Here is a 23,085-nt window from a genome sequence, read left to right as displayed (position 1 = left end):
AGGGCGTGAGGGGGATCACATGGGGGGCGTGATGAGGATCGGAGAGCTGGCGCGCGAGACCGGGGTGAGCGTGCGGCTCCTGCGCTACTACGAGGAGCAGGGTCTGCTCGTCCCGGAGCGCACCTCCGGCGGTCAGCGGGTCTACGGGGCCGACGCCCCCGCCGTCGTCCGGCGCATCCGGGCCCTGCTCGGGGCCGGGCTGCCGACCCGGATCATCGCGGAGGTGCTGGACTGCGTCTGCGGCAGCGAGACGGAGATCGAGCCCTGCCTCAGCCCGCTCCTGGTGGCCCGGCTGGACGCCATCGACGAGCAGATCTCCGACCTCCAGGGCACCCGGTCCTCACTGGCCGCGCTGGTCGCCGCCACGGAGGGACGCGGGCTCGCGCCGGCCGGGTGAGGCGCGCGGCAAACCGTTGGTCAAGGGCCGTGCCCCCGCGCGATAGTGACCGCATGAGCTCTCTCGTGCGACATGTGACCATCGACTGTTCCGACGCCTACGCCCTGGCCGGCTTCTGGGCCCAGGTGCTCGACTCCAAGGTCTCCGACGACGACCGGCCCGGCGACCCCGAGGCCCTGGTCGACTCGCCGGGGGCCGGCCTCCTCTTCATCCAGGTGCCCGAGAAGAAGTCCGTGAAGAACCGGGTCCACCTCGACCTCCAGCCGCAGGACCGCACCCGCGACGAGGAGGTCGAGCGGCTCCTCGGTCTCGGCGCCACCCTCGTCGACGACCAGCGCCGCCCGGACGGCACCGGGTGGGTGGTCCTCGCCGACCCGGAGGGCAACGAGTTCTGCGTCGAGCGCAGCAAGGCGGAGCGCGAGGGCGCCTAGCCCGTGCCTGGTCCGGAGTAATCCGGACAGAGGATGTCGGGGTTCCGGTGTTCCCTGGAGGCATGGGAGACACCGGAACCACGCCGTCCGCCACGCCGACGGCCAGGCCGGCCACGACGCCGGCCACCGCGCCGACCGCCACCTGGGCCGCCTTCGAGAAGGCCGAACCCGAGCTCGCCGCCGCCGTGCGCGAGCGCTTCGGGCAGTACACCCACCACGCCCTCGCCACCCTCCGCAAGGACGGCTCCCCGCGTCTCAGCGGCATCGAGGCCGATTTCCGCGACGGCGGCCTGTGGCTCGGCATGATGCCGAACTCGCGCAAGGCCCTGGACGTCCGCCGCGACCCCCGCTTCTCGCTGCTCGCCAATCCCGGCGAGGGCACCGGCATGGGCGGCGGGGACGTCCGGCTCTCCGGACGGGCGGTCGAGATCACCGACCCGGAGACCCTGGCGTGGTACGCCCGGGAGGCCGGCGCCCCGCAGCCCTTCCACCTCTTCCGGGTCGAGCTCACGGAGGTCGTCCGCACCTCCGTGGAGGGCGAGGACCTCGTCGTCCGGGCCTGGGCTCCGGGGCGGCCGGTACGGACGGTGCGGCGCGGCACCGACGACAGTCCGCCACGGGTCGAGCCCGGGGACGGCCGAGACCGCCGGGGGCGGCCCTGACCGGTGGTCACGGGTGGCGGTCCCGGCGGCCGGCGCGGGCCGGCCCCGCCGCGCCGTCCGCGAGCACCCGTTCCCGGCACCAGGAGGGCGTGCCCCAGGCGTCGCGCAGGGGGCGCGCCTTGCGCAGCCAGAGGGAGAGGTCGAGCTCGTCGGTGTAGCCGACGGCTCCGTGGATCTGCAGGGCGGTGCGGGCCGCCGCGTACGCGGCCTCGCCGGTGGCCGCCTTCGCCGCCGCGAGGTCGCCCTCCTCGAAGGTGAGTGCGGCGCCGAAGAGCAGCGGCCGGGCGAACTCGAGGCCGGTCAGGGTGTCCGCGAGCCGGTGCTTGACCGCCTGGAACGCGCCGATCGGCGCCCCGAACTGGGTGCGCTGCCGCGCGTACGCCACCGTCCGGTCCAGGAGGGCGAGCCCCACGCCGAGGGACTGGGCGGCCGTCGCGAGCAGGGCCCAGCGCCGGGCCCGCGCGGCCGCGGCCGGCACGGCGGGTCCGGCCGCGAGCAGCTCGCCGCCGCGCGCGGGGCGGGCCAGGCGCCGTACCGGGTCGGCGGAGACCCGTATCCCCTCGTGCCCGGGGGCGATCCACAGCGCGTCGCCGTCGACGACGAGCACCGGATCGGCGGCGTCCGGGTCCAGGGCGAGCGCGTCCCGGGCCAGGACCAGGGTCGCCGTGGTGCCGCCCGCGGCGATGCCCGGCAGGAAGCGTCTCGCCGGTCCGGTCTCGCCCCGCTCGGCGAGCCCGGCGAGGAGGGCCGCCGCCGCGACCGTCTCCACCAGCGGGCCGGGGACCGCGTGCCGCCCCACCTCCACGAAGGCGTGGGCGAGTTCGACGGGGAGCGGGCCGAGTCCCTCGTACGCCTCGGGGACCGCGAGCGCGAACACACCGGCCTCGCCGAGCCGCCGCCACAGGGCGCGCCCGGGACCCGGGTCGCCCGCCGCCCAGGCCCGGGCCGCCGCGGGGGTGCCGGCGCCGGTCAGCATCGCGTCCAGGGAGCGCGCGAAGGCGCGCTGTTCGTCGGTCGGCAGGAAACGCATCAGCGGCGGCCCTTCGGGAGGCCGAGCAGCCGCTCGGCGATGATGTCGCGCTGGATCTCGTTCGTGCCCGCGTAGATCGGCCCGGCGAGCGAGAAGACATGCCCCTCGGCCCACGCGGTGTCCGCCAGCTCGCCCTCGGGGCCGAGCAGATCGAGCGCCGTCTCGTGCAGGGCGAGGTCGAGCCGCGACCAGAACACCTTGGTGAGGCTGGACTCGGCGCCGAGGGCCGCTCCCGCCGCGCACCGGGAGGCCGCGGCCGCGGTGAACAGCCGGTAGGCGCGGGCCCCGATCACCGCGTCCGCGACCCGGTCGCGCAGCGCGGTGTCGGCCGGGTCCCCGTGCGTGCGCCAGAGCCGGACGAGCCGGTCGGCGGCGGCCAGGAAACGGCCGGGGGAGCGGAGGGTGAGCCCGCGCTCGTCGCCGGTGGCGGACATGGCGATCCGCCAGCCCTCCCCGGGCGCGCCGATGACGTCCTCGTCCGGCACGAACACCCCGTCCAGGAACAGCTCCGCGAAGGCCGGTTTCGCGTCGAGCCGTCCGACGGGCCGCACGGTCAGGCCGGGTGCCCGCAGGTCGAACATCAGGTAGGTCAGGCCCCGGTGCGGCCGGCCCTCCGCCGCCGGGCCCGGGTCGGTGCGGAAGATCCCGAAGGCCCGGTCGGCGAAGGCCGCCCGCGAGGACCAGGTCTTCTGCCCGGACAGCAGCCAGCCGCCGTCGGTGCGGACCGCCCGGGAGGTGAGGGAGGCGAGGTCCGAGCCGGCCTCCGGCTCGGACCACGCCTGCGCCCAGACGGTCTCACCGGTCGCCATGGAGGGCAGCACCCGGGCCCGCTGCTCCTCGGTGCCGTGCGCGAAGAGGGTGGGGGCGAGCAGGTGGATGCCGTTCTGCGAGACCCGGCCGGGCGCCCCCGCCGCGTAGTACTCCTCCTCGAAGGCCAGCCAGCGGAACACGTCCGCGTCCCGGCCGCCGTAGCGCTCGGGCCAGGAGACCACCGACCAGCGGGCGGCGGCGAGTTCGGCCTCCCAGGCGCGGTGCGCGGCGAAGCCCTCCTCGGTCTCCAGGGACGGCAGCGGCCCGGCCGGCACGTGGGCGCGCAGCCAGGCGCGCGCCTCGGCGCGGAAGTCCTCCTCGTCCGCGGTGGGGGTCAGGTCCATGGGGCGCCGCCTCCTCGATCCTTCCCTAACAAGTGTTTGGTAGGTTAACGTACGGCCATGAGCAGCGCCACGAGCAGCCCCATGGGCGGCGCCACGAGCGGTGTCGAGGAGTTCCGCGCCGAGATACGCGACTGGCTGGAGCACCGGCTCGGCGGGGAGTTCGCCGCCTTACGAGGGCTCGGCGGCCCCGGCCGCGAGCACGAGGCGTTCGGCGAACGGCTCGCCTGGGAACGGCACATGGCCGACCACGGCTGGACCTGCGTCGGCTGGCCGAAGGAGCACGGCGGACGCGGCGCGAGCATCGAGGAGCAGATCGCCTTCCACGAGGAGTACGCCCTCGCCGGCGCCCCCGCCCGCGTCAACCACATCGGCGAACAGCTCCTCGGCCCCACCCTCATCGACCACGGCACCGAGGAACAGAAGGCCCGCTTCCTGCCCGCCGTCCGCGCCGTCCGGGAGCTGTGGTGCCAGGGCTACAGCGAACCCGGCGCCGGCTCCGACCTCGCCGCCGTCCGCACCCGCGCCGTCCGCGAGGGCGACCACTGGGTCCTGCACGGCCAGAAGACCTGGACCTCCCTCGCCCACGAGGCCCAGTGGTGCTTCGTGCTGGCCAGGACCGAACCGGGCTCCCGGCGCCACGCCGGGCTCTCCTGCCTCCTCGTCCCGCTCGACCAGCCCGGCGTCGAGATCCGGCCCATCACCCAGCTCACCGGCACCAGCGAGTTCAACGAGGTCTTCTTCGACGGCGCCCGCACCCCCGCCTCCCATGTCGTCGGCGCCCCCGGCGACGGCTGGCGCGTCGCCATGGCCACCCTCGGCCACGAGCGGGGCGTCTCCACCCTCGGCCAGCAGGTCGGCTTCCGCCGCGAACTGGCGGCCCTCCTCGCCCTCGCCCGCGCCAACGGCGCCGCCGCCGACCCCCTGATCCGCGACCGGCTCGTCCGCGCCTGGGCCGGCCTGCGCACCCTGCGGGCCCACGCCCTGTGCGGCACCGACCCGTCCGCGGTCAAGCTCGCCTGGTCCCACTGGCACCGCGACCTCGGCGAGCTCGCCATGGACGTGCGCGGCGCCGCCGCCACCCTCGCCTCCGGCCCGCCGTACGCACTCGACGACTGGCAGCGGCTGTTCCTCTTCTCCCGCGCCGACACCATCTACGCCGGATCCAGCGAGATCCAGCGGAACATCCTCGCCGAGCGGGTGCTCGGCCTCCCGAAGGAGCCGCGCGGATGACCCCACCGCCGTACGTCCCCGGGCACGGCCTGCTCGCCGGCCGCACCGCCGTCGTCACCGCCGCCGCCGGAGCCGGCATCGGCGGCGCCACCGCCCGTCGCCTCCTGGAGGAGGGCGCCCGCGTCCTCGTCAGCGACGCCCACACCCGGCGCCTGAAGGAGACCGAGGCCGCCCTCGCCGCCGAGTTCGGCGCCGCGAACGTCGCCGCCCAGCCCTGCGACGTCACCGACGAGACCCAGGTCCAAGCCCTGTACGAACGCGCCGCCCGGCTCCACGGCGGCCTCGACGTCCTCGTCCACAACGCGGGCCTCGGCGGCACCGCCGCCCTCGCCGACATGACCGACGAGCAGTGGCACCGGGTCCTCGACGTCACCCTCACCGGCACCTTCCGCTGCGTCCGCGCCGCCCTGCGCCACTTCCGCGACAGCGGCACCCAGGGCGTCATCGTCAACAACGCCTCCGTCCTCGGCTGGCGCGCCCAGGCCGGCCAGGCCCACTACGCGGCCGCCAAGGCCGGCGTCATGGCCCTCACCCGCTGCGCCGCCGTCGAGGCCGCCGCCTACGGAGTCCGCGTCAACGCCGTCGCCCCCTCCCTCGCCCTGCACCCCCACCTCGCCAAGGTCACCTCCGCCGACCTGCTCGCCGAGCTCACCGCACGCGAGGCGTTCGGGCGGCACGCCGAGCCCTGGGAGGTCGCCAACGTCATCGTCTTCCTCGCCAGCGACTACTCCTCGTACATGACCGGCGAGACGGTCTCGGTCAGCAGCCGGCACCCGTAGCGCGCTCGACGTGGGACGACAATGGACGCGTGCCAACGACCAAGAAGAAGACGCAGGTGACCGCCTCGCCCGAGCGGCGCAGGGAACTCCTCGACACGGCCGCCGAGGTGTTCGCGGCCCAGGGGTACAACGCCACCACCGTCCGGAAGATCGCGGACGAGGCGGGCATGCTCGCCGGCAGCCTCTACTACCACTTCGATTCGAAGGAATCGATGCTCGACGAGATCCTCTCCACCTTCCTGACCGAGCTGTGGGACGGCTACGACGCCGTCCTCGACGCCGGGCTCGGCCCCCGCGAGACCATCGAGGCCCTCGTCACCGAGTCCTTCCGCGAGATCGACCGGCACCGCGCCGCCGTCGCCATCTACCAGAAGGAGGCCCGCCACCTCGCCGACCAGCCCCGCTTCCACTACCTCGCCGACTCGCAGGTCAAGTTCGAGAAGGCATGGCTCGGCACCCTGGAGCGCGGCGTCACGGCCGGCGTCTTCCGCGCCGACCTCGACGTCCGGCTCACCTACCGGTTCGTGCGCGACACCGTCTGGGTCGCCGCGTCCTGGTACCGCCCCGGCGGAATGCACAGCCCCGAGGAGATCGCCCGCCAGTACCTGTCGATGGTGCTCGACGGGATCGCCGTACGCACGCCCTGACCAGCCGCGACGGCCGTAACCGGTCGTCCCCACGAGGAGGAACAGCCATGGCCGAGGCATACATCGTCGACGCGGTCCGCACCCCGGTCGGCCGGCGCGGGGGCGGGCTCGGCGCCGTCCACCCGGCGGACCTCGGCGCCCACGTCCTCAAGGCCCTCGTCGCGCGCACCGGCATCGACCCGGCCGCCGTCGAGGACGTCGTCTTCGGCTGCCTCGACACCGTCGGCCCGCAGGCCGGCGACATCGCCCGCACCTGCTGGCTCGCCGCCGGACTCCCCGAGGAGGTCCCCGGCGTCACCGTCGACCGCCAGTGCGGCTCCTCCCAGCAGGCCGTCCACTTCGCCGCCCAGGGCGTGCTCTCCGGCACCCAGGACCTGGTCGTCGCGGGCGGCACCCAGAACATGACCATGGTCCCCATCGCCTTCGCCTCCCGGCAGGCCGCCGCACCCCTCGGCCTCACCGACGGCCCCTACGCCGGCTCCGAGGGCTGGCGGGCCCGCTACGGGGACGCGCCGGTCAACCAGTTCCACGGCGCCGAGCTCATCGCCGCCACATGGGGCATCGACCGCCGCGCCCAGGAGGAGTTCGCCCTCCGCTCCCACCAGAGGGCGATCCGCGCCGTCGACGAGGGCCGCTTCACGCGCGAGACCGTCCCCTTCGGCGACGTCACCGCCGACGAGGGCCCGCGCCGCGACACCACCCTGGAGAAGATGGCCGGCCTGAAGCCCGTCGTCGAGGGCGGCACCATCACGGCCGCCTGCTCCTCCCAGGTCTCCGACGGCGCCGCCGCGATGCTGATCGCGAGCGAGCGGGCCGTGCGCGCGCACGGACTGACGCCGCGCGCCCGCGTCCACCACCTGTCGGTACGCGGCGAGGACCCGATCCGGATGCTGTCGGCGCCGATACCGGCCACCGCCCACGCCCTGAGGAAGACCGGCATGACCATCGACGACATCGACCTGGTCGAGATCAACGAGGCGTTCGCCCCGGTCGTCCTCGCCTGGCTGAAGGAGACCGGCGCCGACCCGGACCGCGTCAACGTCAACGGCGGCGCCATCGCCCTCGGCCACCCCCTGGGCGCGACCGGCGTGAAGCTCATGACCACCCTCCTCCACGAACTGGAGCGCACCGGCGGCCGCTACGGGCTGCAGACCATGTGCGAGGGCGGCGGCCAGGCCAACGTGACCATCATCGAGCGGCTGTAGGCGCGCACGGCGGCAGGGCCGGCTTCCTTACGGGGTTGCCCTCACGGGGACGCCCTCACAGGGACGCCCTTACGGGCTGCCCTTACGGAGGCGGAAGCGTACGGAGCACGTGCGCGGCCTCGGCCATGATCCGGGCGACGAGTTCCTCGCAGCTCGGCAGGTCCTCGATCACCCCCGCGACCTGTCCGGAGGCCATGACGCCGAGGTCGGTGCGGCCCTCGACCATGGAGGCCCTCAGGAGCATCGGCGTGTTCGCGGCCAGCAGGACCTGGCTCCAGGACAGGTCCCGGCCGTGGCGCATCGCGAGCCCGTCGCGGACCATCGCCGTCCAGGAGAGACCGCTCAGCGCGCGGAAACCGGCCGCGCGCCGCACGGCCTGCGCCAGGGCCCGCAGCCGGCCCGCGCCTTCGAGCGCGGCGACCATCTCGGTGCGCAGCATCCGGTGCGGCAGCCCGTCGACGGCGGTGGTGACCGTGACGTCCTTGACCGTCGCCGCCAGATACCGCGCCTTGACGGCGTCGGGGACCGTCGAGTCGGAGGTGAGCAGGAAGCGGGTGCCCATGGCGATGCCCGCCGCCCCGTAGGAGAGGGCGGCGACGAGCCCTCGCCCGTCGTGGAAGCCGCCGGCCGCGACGACGGGGACGTCCACCGCGTCGACCACCTGCGGCAGCAGCACGCTCGTCGCCACCTCGCCGGTGTGCCCGCCGCCCTCGCCGCCCTGGACGACCACCGCGTCCGCGCCCCAGGCCGCCACCTTCTCGGCGTGCCGGCGCGCCCCGACGGAGGGGATGACGACGACCCCGGCGTCCTTCAGCTCGGCGATCAGCTCGCGGGACGGCGCGAGGGCGAAGGAGGCGACCCGGACGCCCTCCTCGACGACGACCCGGACCCGCTCCCGGGCGTCGGCCGCGTCGGCCCGCAGGTTGACCCCGAAGGGGGCGTCGGTGCGGGACCTCACCTTCCGTACGGCGGCGCGCAGTTCGTCCACGGTCATGGTGGCGGAGGCGAGCACGCCGAGGGCGCCCGCGTTCGCGGCGGCCGACACCAGCCGGGGGCCGGCGACCCAGCCCATGCCGGTCTGCACGATCGGATGGCGGACCCCGACGAGTTCCGTGAGCGGCGTCCTCATCGCGGGGCGACCTCCCGCTCCCGCAGCCCGTCGGGGTCGATCACCTCGCGGATCAGCCGCAGCTCCTCGCGGGTCGGTTCGCGGGTGGTCGGCACGTCCGCGTCGACGGCCAGCGCGAAGCCGGTGGCGGCCCGCACCTCGTCGACCGTCACGCCCGGGTGCACGGACGCCAGCCGCATCGTGCGGTCGGGCGTCGCGAAGTCGAGGACGGCGAGGTCGGTCACGACCCGGGGGAGGCGGTGGTACGGGCCGACGGCACGGTCGTATCCGACGCCGCTGACCATGTCGACGCGCTCGACGAAGACCCGCGGCGAGTGTTTCGGGATCCAGTAACTGACCGGGTTGTTCAGGGTGTTGACGGGCGCGCCGCGCACGCCGAGGAGCTGGCGGGAGGGGCGTTCCCAGTCGCCGATGCAGGAGATGTTCTGGTTGCCGTAGCGGTCGATCTGGCTCGCGCCCATCATCACGTGCCGCCGGCCGCCGGTGACCATGGTGAGGTGCCTGCGGTACGGCAGCCAGCCCTCGGGCCGCCCGTCGAGGTCCACGAGCAGGGCCTCGCCGTCGGTGAGGAGCAGGTCGGGGGAGAAGGTCCGCTTGGCGAGACGGGCGCCGATGGACGGGATCAGGCCCATGGGGCTGGCGAGCACCTCGCCCTCGTCCCGCCACGCCTCGGCGCACGCGATCACGCAGTATTCCGCTCGGCTGGTCACGGCTGCCGCCTCCGCTCCTCGCGTGCGTTGTGCCAGGCCCGTACGGCGGCCTGGTAGTCCTCCTCGCTCCTGCCGGACAGGAAGCGCGCGGCGAACTCGGGCCAGGGGGTGGTGGCGTAGAGCTTCTGGAAGGGCTCGTCGCGGTCGTGGTCGGGCACGCAGGAGGTGAAGTGGGCGCCGTGGGGCGTCTCGACGACGCCGCCGACGCTGTGCCGGGAGACGAGCAGGGTCTGCGGCACGGTGTCCGGGCCGAAGGAGTCCACGATCCGCTCGCACGAGAGGTACGCGGTGTCGGCGGCCTCGCAGAACAGGTCGTCGAAGTACGGGTCGGGGCCCAGGTACTGGCCGTTGCCGAGCCGGTCGGCGCGGTCGAGGTGGACCAGGGCGGCGTCCATGCGCAGGGCGGGCACGGCGACGAACTCCTCGCCGTCCTCGTACGGGGAGACGACCGTCCGAAGGCCGGGGTTGACCCGCATCACGTCCGAGCCGAGGCCGGCCCGCACGGGCAGGAACGGCAGCCGGTTGGCGGCGGCGTGCAGGCCCCACATGAACATCGCCTCGTCGAGCTCGGTCAGCTCGAATGCGCCGCGCTCGCGGGCGGCCCGGAAGTGGGGTTCGAGGGGGATGGAGTCCAGGGTCGCGAAGGGCGCGACGAGCTGGCGGATCCGGCCGGCGGCGGCCAGCAGGCCGATGTCGGGGCCGCCGTACGAGATCACCGTGAGATCACTGATCTCGGACCGGAGCAGCGCTCTGACCAGGGCCATCGGCTTGCGCCGCGAGCCCCAGCCGCCGATCCCGATCGTCATGCCGGAGCGCAGCCGGCCCACGACGTCCTCGGGGGTCATGGTCTTGTCGGTCACGTGCCCTCCCCGCCGCCGAAGGTGTCGCGGACGCGGTCGGCGACGCCGCTCAGCGCCGCCTCGAAGGTGAAGCCCTGCTCGAAGCGGTAGCTGCGGCGCACGTCGACGGGGTCGATGCCGTTGAGGGCGGCCTTGGCGAGCCGGATGAGGGTGCCGTCCTTCGCCGCGATCTCCGCCGCCAGCTCCAGGGCGGCGCCCGGGAGTTCGGGCCGGGGCACCACCTTCCAGACCGAGCCGTGGGCGTGCAGCTCGGCGGCGGTGACGGTGCGCGCGGTGTAGTACAGGGCGCGCATCAGGTGCTGGGGCACGAGCCGGGCCAGGTGGGTGGCGGCGCCCAGCGCGCCCCGGTCGAGTTCGGGCAGGCCGAAGACGGCGTCCTCGGCGGCGACGATCGCGTCGGCGTTGCCGGCGAGCCCGACGCCGCCGCCCAGGCAGAAGCCGGCGACCTCGGCGACCACCGGCACCGCGCAGTCGTGGACCGCCGCGAACGCCTCCGCGCAACCGTGGTTGACGCCGATGAGCGCGTCGTGGCCGGGGTCGCGCTGGAGCTCCTTGATGTCCACGCCCGCGTTGAAGCCGCGGCCCTCGGCGGCCAGGACGACGCAGCGGACCTCCGGGTCGCGCCCGGCGGCGCGGAGGGCGTCGGCGAGCTCGTACCAGCCCCGCACCGGAAGGGCGTTGACGGGAGGGAAGTCGACGGTGACGCGGGCGACGCCCTTGTCCGGGCGTGAGGTGGAGACACCCATCAGCGGATCAGCTACCTTTCCACCAAACGTTTGTTAGGTGCATGCCTGGAGGGAAGGTAGCAGCCGATGGAGCTGGACGGGAGGGTCGCCGTTGTCACCGGCGGAACCCGCGGGGTCGGCGCGGGCATCGCGCGGGCCCTGCTGCGGGCCGGGGCCGAGGTCGTCGTCTGCGCCCGCAGACCCCCGGACGAGCCGGTCGCCGAAGCCGGCCACGCGGCCGCATTCGAGGCCGTCGACCTGCGCCGCCCCGAGGCGGCCGCCGACCTCGTCGCCCGCGTCGTCCGGCGGCACGGACGGCTCGACACCCTCGTCAACAACGCCGGCGGCACCCCGTACCGCCTCCTCGGCGACGGCGGCCCCGAACGGCACGCCAAGGTCCTGGAACTGAACCTCACCGTCCCGCTCACCGTCTCCCTCGCCGCCCACCCGGCGCTCCGCGCCGCCCGCGGCTCGATCGTCATGATCGGCAGCGTCAGCGGCACCCGGCCCTCCCCGGGCAGCGCCGCCTACGGCGCCGCCAAGGCCGGCCTGGACAGCCTCGCCCGCTCCATGGCCGTGGAGTGGGCCCCCGAGGTCCGGGTCAACACCCTGGTCCTCGGCATGGTCAGGACCGAGTTGGCCCACCTGCACTACGGCGACGCCGGCGGCATCGCCGCGGTCGGCGCGACCGTGCCGCTTGGCCGGCTCGCCGAACCGTCCGAGATCGGCGAGGCGGCGGTCTTCCTCGCCTCCGACCGGGCGGCCTACATCACGGGAGCCTCGCTCCTGATGCACGGGGGCGGGGAGCGCCCCGCGTTCCTGGACGCCGCGACCGTCGACAAGGACTGCTGAGGAGAGCGACATGGGACTGTGCGACGCACGCGTGGTGATCGTGACGGGCGCCGGCCGGGGCCTCGGCCGCGCCCACGCCCTCGCCTTCGCCGCCGAGGGCGCCAAGGTCGTCGTCAACGACCTCGGCGTCGGACTCGACGGCCGCCCCGGCCCCGACAGCCCCGCCGCCCGGGTCGTCGACGAGATCCGCGCGGGCGGCGGCGCGGCCGTCGCCCACGGCGGCGACATCGCCACCGAGGAGGGCGCCGCCTCCCTCGTCCGCACCGCCCTCGACACCTGGGGGCGGCTCGACACCCTCGTCAACAACGCGGGCTTCCTGCGCGACCGGATGCTCGTCAACCTCGGCGAGGACGACTTCGACGCGGTCGTGCGGGTCCATGTGAAGGGCCACTTCCTGCCCCTGCGGCACGCCGCCGCGCACTGGCGCGCCGAGGCGAAGGCGGGGCGCCCGGTGACCGCCAGGGTCGTCAACACCACCTCCGGCGCGGGTCTCCTCGGCAGCGTCGGCCAGGCCAACTACGCGGCCGCCAAGGCCGGCGTCGTCGCCCTCACCCTGGTCGCGGCGGCCGAACTGGCCCGCTACGGCGTCCTGGTCAACGCCATCGCGCCCGCCGCCAGAACCCGCATGACCGCCCGGACCTTCACCGACCTCACCGCCCTCCCCGAGGACGTCTCCCCCCTCGTGGTCTGGCTCGGCTCCGCCGCCTCGGCCGGCGTCACCGGCCGCGTCTTCGAGTCCGAGGCCGGCCGCCTCACCGTCATGCACGGCTGGCACCCCGGCCCCACCACCGACAAGGGCGCCCGCTACACCCCGACGGAGGCGGGCGAGACCGTCCTGAAGCTCCTGTCGCAGGCGCGGCCGCCGGGGAAGGTGTACGGGGCGTAGGGACAGGGGGTGGCCGGTACGCGCTGGGCGCCGCCCCGGGCCGGTAAGCGCCCGGCCGGTGGGGTCAGCGGCAGCGCGGCGTCGTCCATTCCAGGCGGGTCCTGATCCGCGGGTCGCGGATGTGGTCGAGGGCGGCCAGGGCCGTTTCGCGCGGGGCGCCTTCCGGGTCGCCGTCGGCCAGGACGCGGGCCAGGGCCTCGACCGCGCGCGGGTCCTGACGGATGGCCAGGCCGCGGGCCGCCTCGGCGGCGGCGTCCGGGTCGGGATCGGCGAGCCGGGCGGCGAGCGCCTCCCGCACGGCGGGCGGGTCGCCCGGCAGCTCGGCGAGCGCGAGGGTGGCCCAGTCCCGGACCCGGGGATCGTGGTCGCGGCTCAGCGCGACGAGGACGGCGACGGCCTGCTCGTCCCCCACCGGCACGAGCCCCGTCAGCGAGGCGGCCACCTGACGCCGCACCTCCGCCTCGGGATGCCGGGCGAACGCGAGCAGCTCGGGCACGAGACCGGCGTCCCCGCACTCCCCGAGCGCGAACGCGACGGCGAGCGCGAGCTCCCGCTCGTGCGCGGGGCCCGCCAGGCCGTTCGCCGGCCCCGCCTGCGGCCCGAGCGTGTGGGGCGCGGGCTCGCCGGGCTCCGGCCGGAGGGTGCCCGGCGCTGACCCGGCGGCGGTCTCCCTCGCCAGCCGGCGCAGAGCCGGGACCGCGCCCGTCCGCACGGCCGGCGGAAGGGCGGCGAGGACGCGGGCGGCCAGGGCGCGGCGGAGCGGGGAGGGGCTCGCGCACCAGGCCGTGGCGGCGGCGAGGACCGTCGCGTCGGCGCGGTCCGCGAGCGCCGCGACCGCCGTCGTCCAGTCGTCCCGGTCGGACGCGCCGCAGCGCAGCGCCCGGTCGGCCAGCTCCTCGTGCGGAACGCGGATCCCGAGCGCGCCCTCAAGCAGCGTGGCGATGGCGGCGTGGCTCGTCTGCCGTTCGTCACCCCGGCTCGGCGCGCCGTCCTCCCGCAGCAGCTCGACCACCACGGTCACCCCGCCGTCCTCGGGGACCCGCCGCACCACCGCCTCGTACGTGTCGCCCACCCCGCCGCTCTCCACGAGCCCGCGCCGCAGCACCGCCGCCATGTCGACGCCGATCCAGCGCCGGGCCTCCGCCAGCGCCTCCTCCAGGATCCCGCGTGTGCCCCCGGCGCCGTGGTCGAGCAGGGCGCGGACGGCGGAGGCCGAGCCCCGGCGGGCGGCGGCGGTCAGCGGGACGAGCCCGTCCGGGCCCGGCCGGTCCGGGGCCGCGCCGGCCTCCAGGAGCGCCCGGACCACCTCCGTGTGCCCGAGCCGTACCGCCCAGGCCAGGGCGGTGAACCCGTACGCCTCCTCCTGGTCCGGATCCGCCCCCGCCGCGAGCAGCGCCCGCACGACCTCGGCGTGGCCGCCGCACGCCGCCCCGCACAGCGGCAGGTCCCCGTCGTCCTCACCGCTCGCCCGCGCCGGGTCCGCCCCGGCGGCGAGCAGCACGCGGACCGCGACGGGCCGGTTCGCCAGGGCCGCGCGATAGAGCGGCGTCTCGCCGTCGTCCCGGCCCTCCGGGTCCGCCCCCTCCCGCAGGGCCCGGACCAGGGCGTCGTCGTCCCCCTCCACCAGCGCGTCGAACACCTTGCTCATGTGCCGACCCTCACCCGAGCGGTACGAATGGCGCAAATCCATTTCCCTCACGGGCGCCACGGCGCGCACTCCGGCCCCGTACGGCACACCCCGCACCGGGCTCCCACCCCCCGCACTCCGGACCCGCCGCCGGTCCCGGGCCGCCTCCGCCCGGCCCCGTACCCACGCCTCGTACGCCACCGCGCTGGTGAACCACGGCGAGGGATCCTCGCCGAACACCTCGGCCCGCTCGGCCAGGACGTAGCCGAACTCCTCCGGCGTCAGATAGCCGAGCTTCTGGCTCGTCACCCCGTCCTGCCGGAAGGCGTCGAGGAGCAGCCAGCCCGCGCCCAGGTACGTGGCGACGACGTCGGTGAGGATCTCGTTCTCGGCGGTGGTGGGGAAGGCGAGCCCGAGACGGTGCAGCAGCACATGGGTGACCTCGTGGGCGAGGACCGCGCCGATGTCGCGGCGATGCGTCCGGAAACGGTCGTTGAGCGCGACGACGTACTCCGGACCCGCCGTCAGTTCGACGCTCGCCGCGTGCTCCATGGCGCGGAAGCCCACCACCATCCGGGCCTCGGGAAGCCGCAGGTGGCGGACGAGGGCGCGGGCGACGCGCCGGGCGCCGGGATGCGGGCCGCCGGCCTCGTCCACCCGCACGTCCGCCGCGGCGACGCTCGTGTCGTAGCGCCGTACGCCGTCGGGGGAGAGACACCGGTAGAGCGCGGCGATCGAGGCCCGGACCGTGTCGAGGTGCGGGAAACCGCGCGGCACGGGGGAGACTTCATCGCTGTGCGGCACGCCGGACCACCCCCCGCCGTCCAGGGTACGGGCGCCGCCCCCGTGTCCCCCGTCTGGCCGAAAAGGCGTCCTTGTGACCGCCGTTGGGCGCTCCCCATAATCCGGACCAAGCCTTGACGGGCGCATGCCATCGAGGTCAACCCCCCATGAAGGAAGGCAGTCGCATGAAGAAGAACAGACTGGTTCGCGCACTGCAGAAACTCGCCGCGGCCGGTGCGGTCGTCCTCGCCGCCGTCAGCCTCCAGCCCACCACCACCGCCTCGGCCGCCCCGGCGCCCGTCGTCGGCGGCACCCGCGCCGCCCAGGGCGAGTTCCCCTGGATGGTCAGGCTCTCCATGGGCTGCGGAGGCTCCCTGATCACGCCTCAGATCGTCCTCACCGCGGCGCACTGCGTGAGCGGCTCCGGCAACAACACCAGCATCACCGCCACCGCCGGCGTCGTGGACCTCCAGTCCAGCAGCGCGATCAAGGTCCGTTCGACCAAGGTCTACCAGGCCCCCGGCTACAACGGCCAGGGCAAGGACTGGGCCCTCATCAAGCTCGCCTCGCCCATCACCAGCCTGCCGAACCTGAAGATCGCCGAGACCACCGCGTACAACAGCGGCACCTTCACCGTCGCCGGCTGGGGCGCCACCCGCGAGGGCGGCTCGCAGCAGCGGTACCTGCTCAAGGCGAACGTCCCGTTCGTCTCCGACGCCGACTGCCAGTCCGCGTACGGCTCCGACCTCGTCCCCGGCGAGGAGATCTGCGCCGGCTACAACCAGGGCGGCGTCGACACCTGCCAGGGCGACTCCGGCGGCCCGATGTTCCGCCGGGACAACGCCGGCGCCTGGATCCAGGTCGGCATCGTGAGCTGGGGCTACGGCTGCGCCCGGGCCGGCTACCCCGGCGTCTACACCGAGGTCTCCACCTTCGCCTCCGCCATCAAGTCGGCCGCGGCGACGCTGTAACCCGCAGCCGTACGCCCACCCGTACCTGAAGCGTGAGGGCCCGGGGCCGACGCCCCGGGCCCTCACCCCTGCCCGCGCCGGACCGCCCCGCCCCCCGCCCGGCGCGACCGCGCTCAGGTCAGTTCCACCCCGGTTCCCGAGCCGTCCGCCAGCTCCAGGACCCACACCTCGTTCGCGCCCTCGCGCAGCACCGGGCCCGGGACGAAGAGGGAGTCCTGCGGGCCCTGGGCCGAGTAGCGGCCCAGACAGAAGCCGTTGACCCAGACGAAGCCCCGGTCGCCGCCCGGCAGCCGCAGCCACGCGTCCCCCGGGCCTCCCACCTCGACCGTGCCGCGGTAGAGGCCGCGGCCCGCTCCCTCCGGGACCTCCCGGAAGGGCAGCGCGCCCACGGACGCCGCCGTGAACGCGTCGAGCCGCAGGCCCCGGGCCCGTACCCCGTGCAGATACTGCCGCTCGTGGCGCACCCCGCCCGTGAGGCCCTTCGGCTCCGCGAGCCTCGGCCCGTAGTTGACCCGGCCCAGCGACTCCACCCACAGGTCCACGACCGCGGGCCCCGCCACCGGCTCCGGAAGCTCCGCCTCCTCCGTGTCCAGGACCCCCGCGAGGACACCGTCCACGTACACCGTCGCCCGGTCCCGCAGCCCCGTCACGGACAGCGGGTACGGCTGACGCGGACCCGGCACCTCCACCCGGTAGCGCACCAGGCCCCGGTCCACGCCGAGCTCCTCGAAGCTCGGCGGCAACGGCGTCCGCGACTCCTCGTCGCCGAGGACCTCCAGGACCTCCGCGAGCGGCGCCCAGCCCTCCACCGCGCCCGCCGCGGGCGCCCCGATCCGTACCGGCGGCGCCGGAACCTCCGGCAGCGGCCCCTCCGCGTACGGTGCGAGGACCTCCCGGAACCGCCAGAACTTCTCCGTCGGCAGCCCCGCCTCGTCCACCGGCGCGTCATAGTCGTACGAGGTCACCGTCGCCCGCAGCGCGCCCTCGTGCAGCCGCCCCGCCCGGTTCGCCCCCGCCCACCCGGCGAAGTTCGTGCCGCCGTGCGCCATGTACACGTTGACCGACGCCCCGCACTCCAGGATCTCCCGCAGCGCCGCCGCCGCGTCCGCCGCGTCCCGCCCGACGTGCTCCGTGCCCCAGTGGTCGAACCAGCCGCACCAGAACTCCATGCACATTAGCGGCCCCGTCGGCCGGTGCCGGCGCAGCACCTCGAACGCCTCGCGCGCCCCGGAGCCGAAGTTCGCCGTCGCGAGGACGCCCGGCACCGAACCGCCCGTCAGCATGTGGTCCTCCGGGCCGTCCGAGGTGAACAGCGGCACCTCCACCCCGCACTCCACCAGCAGGTCCGCCATCCGCCGCAGATAGCCCGCGTCCGTGCCGTAACTGCCGTACTCGTTCTCCACCTGCACCAGGATCACCGGGCCGCCCCGCCCGATCTGCCGCTCCACCACCTGCGGAAGCAGCCGCCGGAACCAGCGCTCCACATGCCCCAGGTACGCGGCGTCGTCCGTCCGCACCCGCCGCCCGAGCCGCCCCGTCAGCCAGTGGGGAAGCCCGCCGTTCTCCCACTCGGCGCAGATGTACGGACCCGGGCGCACGATCGCCCACATCCCCGCCCGCGCCACCGCGTCCAGGAACCGCCCGAGCGCGTCCACGCCCCCGTACCGGCCCACGTCCCCGTCCCCGTACCGGCCGCCGTCCCCGTACCGGCCGGGCTCCGGCTCGTACAGGTTCCACGGCACATACGTCTCGACACAGTTGAGACCCATCGCCCGCAGCATCCCGAGCCGGTGGTCCCACTGCTCCTCGTGCACCCGGAAGTAGTGCAGCGCCCCGGACAGCAGCCGCACCGGCCTGCCGTCGAGAAGAAAGTCCTCGTCACCCACCGTGAACCGGCTGAACTCGCTCATGCGCCTCACCCTCACCCTCTGGCGGCGGACCGGTCCATGGACAAAGATCGTGGCGGTTTGGACGTTCGGAACGAGGTCGGGGAGGCGGTCGCGCCGTGTATCACACCTGGATGCGCTACTTCACGCCCGGGCCCGTGCACCACCGCCTCGGCCTGGTCTGCCTCGGCGTCGGGCTCCAGCACGGGGCCCTGCCCACCGTCGGCCCGCGCACCCTCGATCACCACGTCGCCGTCGTCGTCAGCTCCGGCAGCGGCTGGTACCGGGGCACCGACGGCCGCCGCACCACCGTCACCGCCCCCGCCCTGATCTGGCTCACCCCCGGCGTACCCCACCACTACTCCGCCGACCCCGGCACCGGCTGGGACGAGTCCTTCGTCGACTTCTCCGGACCCGCCACCGCCACCTACACCGAGCTCGGCTACATCGAACCCGACCGACCCGTCGTCCCCCTCGCCGACGCCGCCCCCGCCCGCGCCGCCATCGCCCGCATCGCCCGCGCCGCCCGCCCCGGCAACCCCCTCCTGGAGGTCGAGACCGGCGCCGCCGTCCACGAACTCCTCGTCGCCCTGCGCCGTGCCCGCGCCGACACCAACGCCGACGGCGACCCCGTCCTCGCCGCCCTGGCCCGCGACGCCGACCGCCGCCTGACCGTCGCCGAACACGCCGCCCGGCACGGCATGACCGCCGCCGAACTGCGCACCGCCGTGCGCCGCGCGGCCGGCTGCAGCCCCAAGGACTACCTGCTCACCGTCCGCCTCGGCCGCGCCAAGGAACTCCTCGCCGGCACCGACCTGCCGGTCGCCGCCGTCGCCCGCCGCGTCGGCTACGACGACCCCGCCTACTTCTCCCGGCTCTTCACCCGCCGGGTCGGCACCGCCCCCATCCGCTTCCGCGAACAGCAGGGCAGGACCGTGCCGGGCGGCTGGAGCCACACCGTTCCGGATCCCGAACACCCGCCGACGATCCTCGGCGGATCCGGATAGGCTCGCTGGTCATGAGCGAGATCGACGAGTCCGTACGGGCCGAGCTGACCCGACTGCGCGAGAGCATCGACAACATCGACGCGGCGGTGGTCCACATGCTCGCCGAGCGCTTCAAGTGCACCCAGCAGGTCGGCGTCCTCAAGGCGAAGCACCACCTGCCGCCCGCCGATCCGGCCCGCGAGTCCCGCCAGATCGCCCGGCTGCGGGAACTCGCCGGGAGCGCGAAACTGGACCCGGCGTTCGCGGAGAAGCTGCTGAACTTCATCATCGCCGAGGTCATCCGGCACCACGAGACGATCGCCGACGGAACGGTCACCGAAGCGCCCCCGGCCCAGGGACCGGTCGCCGCGGCCGCCGACGGACCGATGACGGACGGAGCACGCTGATGGCGCGCGTCACCGTATTCACGCTGGGGGGAACCATCTCCGCGCGGGGCGGTGACGCGGCCCGCATGACCGGGACCGAGGTGCTCGCCGGGCTCGGCGTCGTCCCCGCCGGCCCCGGCGCCCCCGGCGGCACCCCGGACGTGGAGCTCCGCGACTTCCGCCGGGTCCCCAGCTCCTCCCTCTCCTTCGAGGACCTGAAGGCCCTCGCCGGCGAGGTGGCCGCGACCGTCGCCGCCGGCTCCGGCGTGGTCGTCGTCCAGGGCACCGACACCCTGGAGGAGACCGCCTTCCTGCTCGACCTGCTGTGCACCACCGAGGAGCCCGTCGTCGTCACCGGCGCCATGCGCCGCCCCGACCTGCCCGGCGCCGACGGCCCCGCCAACCTGGCCGCCGCCCTCGCCGTCGCCGCCGACCCCGGCTGCCGCGGTCTCGGCGTCCTGGTCGTCCTCGCCGACGAGATCCACGCCGCCCGCTTCGCCCACAAGGCCCACACCACCTCCGTGGCCACCTTCACCTCGCCCGGCGCCGGCCCCCTCGGCGCCGTCGTCGAGGGCACCCCGCGCGTGCTGCTCCGCCCGGCCGTCCCCACCCGGCTCTGCCCCCTGGACTTCGACCCCGCCGTACGGGTCGCCCTGCTGACCCTCTCCCTCGGCGACCGCGGCGAACTCCTCGAGACCGTCGCCGAGCGGTACGACGGCCTGGTCGTCGCCGCCTTCGGCGCCGGCCACGTACCGGCCTGGCTCGTCGACCCCCTGGCCGCGCTCACCGCCCGGATGCCGGTCGTCCTCGCCTCCCGCACGGGCGCCGGCGCGACCCTCTCCCACACCTACCGCGGCCCCGGCTCCGAGTCCGACCTGCTGCACCGGGGCCTGATCCCCGCCGGACCGCTCGCCCCCGCCAAGGCCCGCCTGCTCCTGCACGCCCTCCTCTCCAGCGGCGCCAAGGGCCCCGCCGGCTACGACCGCCCCCGGATCTCCGCCGCCTTCGCGCACCTGGACGGTACGGGCCTGGCCTGACCCCGGCCGCGCCCGGCCCGGCCCCCGGCCCCGGGGCCGTATCGCTCCCCGCGTAATCCCGCACCCCTCTCCCCGGGCCGCGGACCATCGGGCAGCATGGGCCCATGTCCGTACTGACGCGCGACGAAGCGCAGACCCGTGCCCAGCTCCTCGACGTCCACCACTACACCGTGGACCTCGACCTCACCACCGGCGACGAGACCTTCGCGTCCACCAGTCTCATCCGCTTCACCGCCCGCGCCGCCGGGGACACCTTCGTCGAGCTCAAGCCGGAAACCCTCCACTCCGCCGTCCTCGACGGCGAGCCGCTCGACACCGCGGCCCTGGACGGCAACCGGCTCCCGCTCACCCTCACCGAGGGCGAGCACACCCTCCGCGTCAGCACCACCATGCGCTACTCGCGCACCGGCGAGGGCATGCACCGCTTCACCGACCCCACCGACGGCGAGACCTACGTCTACACCCAGTTGTTCATGGAGGACGTCCAGCGCGTCTTCGCCGCCTTCGACCAGCCCGACCTCAAGGCCGTCTTCGAGGTCTCCGTCACCGCCCCCGAGGGCTGGACCGTCCTCGCCAACGGCATCACCGAGCAGCAGCCCGACGGCCGCTGGACCGCCGCCCCCACCCCGCCGCTCTCCACCTACTTCGTCTGCGTCGCCGCCGGGCCCTGGCACTCGATCCGCACCGAGCACGCCGGCCTCCCCTTCGGCATCCACTGCCGCCGCTCGCTCGCGCCCCACCTCGACGCCGACGCCGACGAGATCCTCGACGTCACCCGGGCCTGCTACGACCGCTACCACGAGAAGTTCGACGAGCCGTACCCCTTCGACTCGTACGACCAGGCATTCGTCCCCGAGTTCAACGCGGGCGCCATGGAGAACCCCGGACTCGTCACCTTCCGCGACGAGTTCGTCTTCCGCTCCGCCGTCACCGACACCGAGCGGATGACCCGCGCGATGGTCATCGCGCACGAGATGGCCCACATGTGGTTCGGCGACCTCGTCACCCTGCGCTGGTGGGACGACATCTGGCTCAACGAGTCCTTCGCCGAGTACATGGGCTTCCAGACCGTCAACGAGGCGTGCTCCGACCGCTTCGCCGACACCTGGACCGACTTCGGCGTCACCCGCAAGGCATGGGGATACGAGGCCGACCAGCGGCCCTCCACCCACCCCGTCGCACCCGACCCCGACGCCGTCCCCGACACCGCCTCCGCGCTGCTCAACTTCGACGGCATCTCCTACGCCAAGGGCGCCTCCGCGCTGCGCCAGCTCGTCGCGTGGATGGGGGAGGAGGACTTCCTCGCCGGCATCAACATCCACTTCAAGCGGCACCGGTTCGGCAACGCCACGCTCGCCGACTTCATCGACAACCTGGCCGCGGCGACGGACCGCGACGTCCACGGCTGGGCGGAGCGGTGGCTGCGCACGACGGGCGTCGACACCCTCACCCCGCGCCTGGAGGGCGGGGGCAAGCGGTGGCGGCTCACCGTGGACCGGGACGGCAGCCGGCCCCACCGGATCCGCGTCGGCGTGTACGACCGAGACGCGGCCGGCGACCTGCTGCTGCGCGAGCGCGTGTGGGCCGACGTCCCGCAGGACGCGCCGATCCCGCTCGACGGCCCGCGCCCCGCGCTCGTCGTCCTCAACGACGGCGACCTCACCTACACGAAGATGCGCTTCGACGAGGTGTCCCGGGAGACCGCCCTGCGCTCCCTCTCCCGCATCCCCGACCCGCTCACCCGCGCCGTCGTCTGGAACGCCCTGCGCGACATGGTCCGCGACGGCGAACTGGAGCCCGCCGCCTACCTGGAGACGGCCCTCGCCCACCTCCCCGAGGAGACCGAACTCGCCGTCGTGCAGGGCGTGCTGGGCTTCGCCCGTACGCAGATCGCCGACCGTTACGTCTCCGAGGCCGACCGCCCCGGCGCCCTCGCCACCCTCACCGCCCTCACCCGCGACCTGCTGCGCCGCACCGAGGACGGCGACTCGCCGGGCCTGCGCCTCACGGCGGTCCGCGCCTTCATCGACAGCGCCACCACCCCGGAGAAGATCGCCGCCTGGCTGGAGGACGGCACCGTCCACGGCGGACCCGAGCTCGACCCCGAGCTCCGCTGGCGCATCCTCGCCCGACTCGCCGTCCTCGGTGCCGTCGACGAGGCCGCCGTCGCCGCCGAACTCGACCGCGACCCCAGCGCCACCGGCCAGGAGGGCGCCGCCCGCTGCCGGGCCGCGCTGCCGACCCCGGAGGCGAAGGAGGCCGCCTGGTCGGCCATGTTCGACTCCGACGACCTCTCCAACTACCTGTTCACCGCCACCGCCCAGGGCTTCTGGCAGCCCGAGCAGTCCGAGCTCGTCGGCCCCTACGTGCCCCGCTTCTACCCCGCGGCCGTCGCCCTCGCCGAACGCCGCGGCCCCGCCATCGCCGAGGCGGCGGGCCGCTGGGCCTTCCCCTCCTACGCGGTCGACGCCGCCTCCCTCTCCCTGGGCGAGCGCCACCTCGCCCAGCACCCCATGCTCCCGGCCCTCCACCGCAAGCTGACCGACCAACTCGACGATGTGAGGAGGGCCCTGAAGGCCCGCGACTGACCCCCGGCCCGCCGGGGCGCGCCCCTCTGGCCGGGGGCGCCCCGGGCCGGGCGGGGGGGGCGGGGGTGAATAGCCCACTTCAGAACTACACTCAAAAAAAACAAAAACACGTGATGGGGGTGTT

Annotated in this window: 22 protein-coding genes and 1 pseudogene; 14 read left to right on the top strand and 9 right to left on the bottom strand. The window is 74.8% G+C overall.

Translation table 11 applies throughout. From position 1 onward, the window contains the following. The first annotated feature begins 31 nt into the window (after window positions 1-31). The 3 genes from ABZ135_RS34265 to ABZ135_RS34255 all read left to right on the top strand — a co-directional run bounded on the left by ABZ135_RS34265 (window position 32) and on the right by ABZ135_RS34255 (window position 1,490). Window positions 32-397 (top strand): MerR family transcriptional regulator, encoded by a 366-nt coding sequence (locus ABZ135_RS34265; RefSeq protein WP_356701521.1) that lies wholly within the window; start codon window positions 32-34, stop codon window positions 395-397. Between the two features lie 53 nt (window positions 398-450). Then, window positions 451-828 (top strand): VOC family protein, encoded by a 378-nt coding sequence (locus tag ABZ135_RS34260; RefSeq protein WP_356701519.1) that lies wholly within the window; start codon window positions 451-453, stop codon window positions 826-828. Window positions 829-890: 62 nt separating this feature from the next. Continuing rightward, complete coding sequence (locus ABZ135_RS34255; protein WP_356701517.1) at window positions 891-1,490, top strand: pyridoxamine 5'-phosphate oxidase family protein; 600 nt, start codon at window positions 891-893, stop codon at window positions 1,488-1,490. A gap of 7 nt (window positions 1,491-1,497) precedes the next feature. Here the strand turns inward: ABZ135_RS34255 and ABZ135_RS34250 are convergent, their stop codons facing one another. Next, complete coding sequence (locus tag ABZ135_RS34250) at window positions 1,498-2,520, bottom strand: acyl-CoA dehydrogenase family protein (RefSeq protein ID WP_356701516.1); 1,023 nt, start codon at window positions 2,518-2,520, stop codon at window positions 1,498-1,500. Continuing rightward, window positions 2,520-3,674: an acyl-CoA dehydrogenase family protein gene (locus ABZ135_RS34245; protein WP_356701514.1), complete on the bottom strand. Its 1,155-nt coding sequence runs from the start codon at window positions 3,672-3,674 to the stop codon at window positions 2,520-2,522. The genes ABZ135_RS34250 and ABZ135_RS34245 overlap by 1 nt, the downstream gene beginning before the upstream one ends. A 57-nt stretch (window positions 3,675-3,731) precedes the next feature. On the opposite strand from ABZ135_RS34245, the gene ABZ135_RS34240 reads away from it, so the two are divergent. From ABZ135_RS34240 to ABZ135_RS34225, 4 genes are read left to right on the top strand one after another with little or no spacing between them, the layout of a single operon-like run. After that, complete coding sequence (locus tag ABZ135_RS34240) at window positions 3,732-4,904, top strand: acyl-CoA dehydrogenase family protein (RefSeq protein WP_356701512.1); 1,173 nt, start codon at window positions 3,732-3,734, stop codon at window positions 4,902-4,904. Next, the gene (locus tag ABZ135_RS34235; protein WP_356701510.1) at window positions 4,901-5,683 is read left to right on the top strand and encodes an SDR family oxidoreductase; all 783 of its coding nucleotides are present in this window, start codon (window positions 4,901-4,903) and stop codon (window positions 5,681-5,683) included. Before ABZ135_RS34240 ends, ABZ135_RS34235 begins: the two co-directional genes overlap by 4 nt. 29 nt (window positions 5,684-5,712) lie before the next feature. Then, a complete protein-coding gene (locus tag ABZ135_RS34230) occupies window positions 5,713-6,330 on the top strand; it encodes a TetR/AcrR family transcriptional regulator (RefSeq protein ID WP_356701508.1) in 618 nt (205 codons plus the stop codon). A 47-nt stretch (window positions 6,331-6,377) separates the two neighbouring features. Then, entirely contained in the window at window positions 6,378-7,535 is a 1,158-nt protein-coding gene (locus ABZ135_RS34225; RefSeq protein ID WP_356701506.1) for an acetyl-CoA C-acetyltransferase, read from the top strand. An 82-nt stretch (window positions 7,536-7,617) separates the two neighbouring features. On the opposite strand, the gene ABZ135_RS34220 is transcribed toward ABZ135_RS34225, so the two are convergent. Genes ABZ135_RS34220 through ABZ135_RS34205 form a run of 4 tightly spaced genes read right to left on the bottom strand, consistent with a single transcriptional unit; the run spans window position 7,618 to window position 10,980 of the window. After that, window positions 7,618-8,664 carry a nitronate monooxygenase gene (locus ABZ135_RS34220; protein ID WP_356701505.1) on the bottom strand — a complete coding sequence of 349 codons (1,047 nt, stop codon included), beginning with the start codon at window positions 8,662-8,664 and terminating at the stop codon, window positions 7,618-7,620. Beyond that, on the bottom strand, window positions 8,661-9,374 hold the full coding sequence (locus ABZ135_RS34215) for a CoA-transferase (protein WP_356701503.1): 714 nt from the start codon (window positions 9,372-9,374) through the stop codon (window positions 8,661-8,663). Before ABZ135_RS34215 ends, ABZ135_RS34220 begins: the two co-directional genes overlap by 4 nt. After that, window positions 9,371-10,234: a CoA-transferase gene (locus ABZ135_RS34210; RefSeq protein ID WP_356701501.1), complete on the bottom strand. Its 864-nt coding sequence runs from the start codon at window positions 10,232-10,234 to the stop codon at window positions 9,371-9,373. Before ABZ135_RS34210 ends, ABZ135_RS34215 begins: the two co-directional genes overlap by 4 nt. Beyond that, window positions 10,231-10,980: an enoyl-CoA hydratase family protein gene (locus ABZ135_RS34205; protein WP_356701499.1), complete on the bottom strand. Its 750-nt coding sequence runs from the start codon at window positions 10,978-10,980 to the stop codon at window positions 10,231-10,233. Before ABZ135_RS34205 ends, ABZ135_RS34210 begins: the two co-directional genes overlap by 4 nt. Window positions 10,981-11,046: 66 nt before the next feature. Here ABZ135_RS34205 and ABZ135_RS34200 point away from each other — a divergent pair, with 66 nt between their 5' ends. Further along, window positions 11,047-11,811, top strand: coding sequence for an SDR family oxidoreductase (locus ABZ135_RS34200; RefSeq protein ID WP_356701498.1), 765 nt, complete (start codon window positions 11,047-11,049; stop codon window positions 11,809-11,811). Window positions 11,812-11,821: 10 nt separating this feature from the next. Further along, window positions 11,822-12,697 carry an SDR family oxidoreductase gene (locus ABZ135_RS34195; protein WP_356701496.1) on the top strand — a complete coding sequence of 292 codons (876 nt, stop codon included), beginning with the start codon at window positions 11,822-11,824 and terminating at the stop codon, window positions 12,695-12,697. A 64-nt stretch (window positions 12,698-12,761) separates the two neighbouring features. On the opposite strand, the gene ABZ135_RS34190 is transcribed toward ABZ135_RS34195, so the two are convergent. Both ABZ135_RS34190 and ABZ135_RS34185 read right to left on the bottom strand, forming a co-directional pair. After that, the gene (locus ABZ135_RS34190; RefSeq protein WP_356701547.1) at window positions 12,762-14,345 is read right to left on the bottom strand and encodes an ankyrin repeat domain-containing protein; all 1,584 of its coding nucleotides are present in this window, start codon (window positions 14,343-14,345) and stop codon (window positions 12,762-12,764) included. Between the two features lie 129 nt (window positions 14,346-14,474). Continuing rightward, a pseudogene (locus ABZ135_RS34185) lies at window positions 14,475-15,128 on the bottom strand (hypothetical protein); the annotation flags it as partial. Between the two features lie 164 nt (window positions 15,129-15,292). Between ABZ135_RS34185 and ABZ135_RS34180 the strand changes: the two are divergent. Continuing rightward, window positions 15,293-16,078, top strand: a complete 786-nt coding sequence (locus ABZ135_RS34180; RefSeq protein WP_356701494.1) for a serine protease — start codon at window positions 15,293-15,295, stop codon at window positions 16,076-16,078. Window positions 16,079-16,191: 113 nt separating this feature from the next. On the opposite strand, the gene ABZ135_RS34175 is transcribed toward ABZ135_RS34180, so the two are convergent. Then, window positions 16,192-17,988 (bottom strand): beta-galactosidase, encoded by a 1,797-nt coding sequence (locus tag ABZ135_RS34175; RefSeq protein WP_356701492.1) that lies wholly within the window; start codon window positions 17,986-17,988, stop codon window positions 16,192-16,194. Between the two features lie 95 nt (window positions 17,989-18,083). Between ABZ135_RS34175 and ABZ135_RS34170 the strand changes: the two genes are divergently transcribed. The 4 genes from ABZ135_RS34170 (at window position 18,084) to pepN (ending at window position 22,961) form a co-directional block, all read left to right on the top strand. Then, window positions 18,084-18,971 carry an AraC family transcriptional regulator gene (locus ABZ135_RS34170; protein WP_356701490.1) on the top strand — a complete coding sequence of 296 codons (888 nt, stop codon included), beginning with the start codon at window positions 18,084-18,086 and terminating at the stop codon, window positions 18,969-18,971. An 11-nt stretch (window positions 18,972-18,982) separates the two neighbouring features. Beyond that, window positions 18,983-19,357, top strand: coding sequence for a chorismate mutase (locus tag ABZ135_RS34165; RefSeq protein ID WP_356701488.1), 375 nt, complete (start codon window positions 18,983-18,985; stop codon window positions 19,355-19,357). Continuing rightward, window positions 19,357-20,373 (top strand): asparaginase, encoded by a 1,017-nt coding sequence (locus ABZ135_RS34160; RefSeq protein WP_356701486.1) that lies wholly within the window; start codon window positions 19,357-19,359, stop codon window positions 20,371-20,373. The genes ABZ135_RS34165 and ABZ135_RS34160 overlap by 1 nt, the downstream gene beginning before the upstream one ends. A 104-nt stretch (window positions 20,374-20,477) precedes the next feature. Next, window positions 20,478-22,961: an aminopeptidase N gene (pepN, locus tag ABZ135_RS34155; RefSeq protein WP_356701484.1), complete on the top strand. Its 2,484-nt coding sequence runs from the start codon at window positions 20,478-20,480 to the stop codon at window positions 22,959-22,961. The last annotated feature ends 124 nt before the right edge of the window (window positions 22,962-23,085 follow it).

It is taken from the genome of Streptomyces sp. NPDC006339, assembly GCF_040612775.1.
Taxonomy (GTDB): Bacteria; Actinomycetota; Actinomycetes; order Streptomycetales; family Streptomycetaceae; genus Streptomyces.
This window is presented reverse-complemented; position numbering and strand designations above follow the sequence as displayed.

Coding starts and splice junctions, on each gene's coding strand:
- ABZ135_RS34190 (WP_356701547.1), bottom strand. CDS start 14,345: ATGAGCAAGGTGTTCGACGCGCTGGTGGAGGGGGACGACGACGCCCTG.
- ABZ135_RS34225 (WP_356701506.1), top strand. CDS start 6,378: ATGGCCGAGGCATACATCGTCGACGCGGTCCGCACCCCGGTCGGCCGG.
- ABZ135_RS34160 (WP_356701486.1), top strand. CDS start 19,357: ATGGCGCGCGTCACCGTATTCACGCTGGGGGGAACCATCTCCGCGCGG.
- ABZ135_RS34195 (WP_356701496.1), top strand. CDS start 11,822: ATGGGACTGTGCGACGCACGCGTGGTGATCGTGACGGGCGCCGGCCGG.
- ABZ135_RS34165 (WP_356701488.1), top strand. CDS start 18,983: ATGAGCGAGATCGACGAGTCCGTACGGGCCGAGCTGACCCGACTGCGC.
- ABZ135_RS34200 (WP_356701498.1), top strand. CDS start 11,047: ATGGAGCTGGACGGGAGGGTCGCCGTTGTCACCGGCGGAACCCGCGGG.
- ABZ135_RS34180 (WP_356701494.1), top strand. CDS start 15,293: ATGAAGAAGAACAGACTGGTTCGCGCACTGCAGAAACTCGCCGCGGCC.
- pepN (WP_356701484.1), top strand. CDS start 20,478: ATGTCCGTACTGACGCGCGACGAAGCGCAGACCCGTGCCCAGCTCCTC.
- ABZ135_RS34235 (WP_356701510.1), top strand. CDS start 4,901: ATGACCCCACCGCCGTACGTCCCCGGGCACGGCCTGCTCGCCGGCCGC.
- ABZ135_RS34245 (WP_356701514.1), bottom strand. CDS start 3,674: ATGGACCTGACCCCCACCGCGGACGAGGAGGACTTCCGCGCCGAGGCG.
- ABZ135_RS34240 (WP_356701512.1), top strand. CDS start 3,732: ATGAGCAGCGCCACGAGCAGCCCCATGGGCGGCGCCACGAGCGGTGTC.
- ABZ135_RS34260 (WP_356701519.1), top strand. CDS start 451: ATGAGCTCTCTCGTGCGACATGTGACCATCGACTGTTCCGACGCCTAC.
- ABZ135_RS34205 (WP_356701499.1), bottom strand. CDS start 10,980: ATGGGTGTCTCCACCTCACGCCCGGACAAGGGCGTCGCCCGCGTCACC.
- ABZ135_RS34220 (WP_356701505.1), bottom strand. CDS start 8,664: ATGAGGACGCCGCTCACGGAACTCGTCGGGGTCCGCCATCCGATCGTG.
- ABZ135_RS34250 (WP_356701516.1), bottom strand. CDS start 2,520: ATGCGTTTCCTGCCGACCGACGAACAGCGCGCCTTCGCGCGCTCCCTG.
- ABZ135_RS34175 (WP_356701492.1), bottom strand. CDS start 17,988: ATGAGCGAGTTCAGCCGGTTCACGGTGGGTGACGAGGACTTTCTTCTC.
- ABZ135_RS34255 (WP_356701517.1), top strand. CDS start 891: ATGGGAGACACCGGAACCACGCCGTCCGCCACGCCGACGGCCAGGCCG.
- ABZ135_RS34265 (WP_356701521.1), top strand. CDS start 32: ATGAGGATCGGAGAGCTGGCGCGCGAGACCGGGGTGAGCGTGCGGCTC.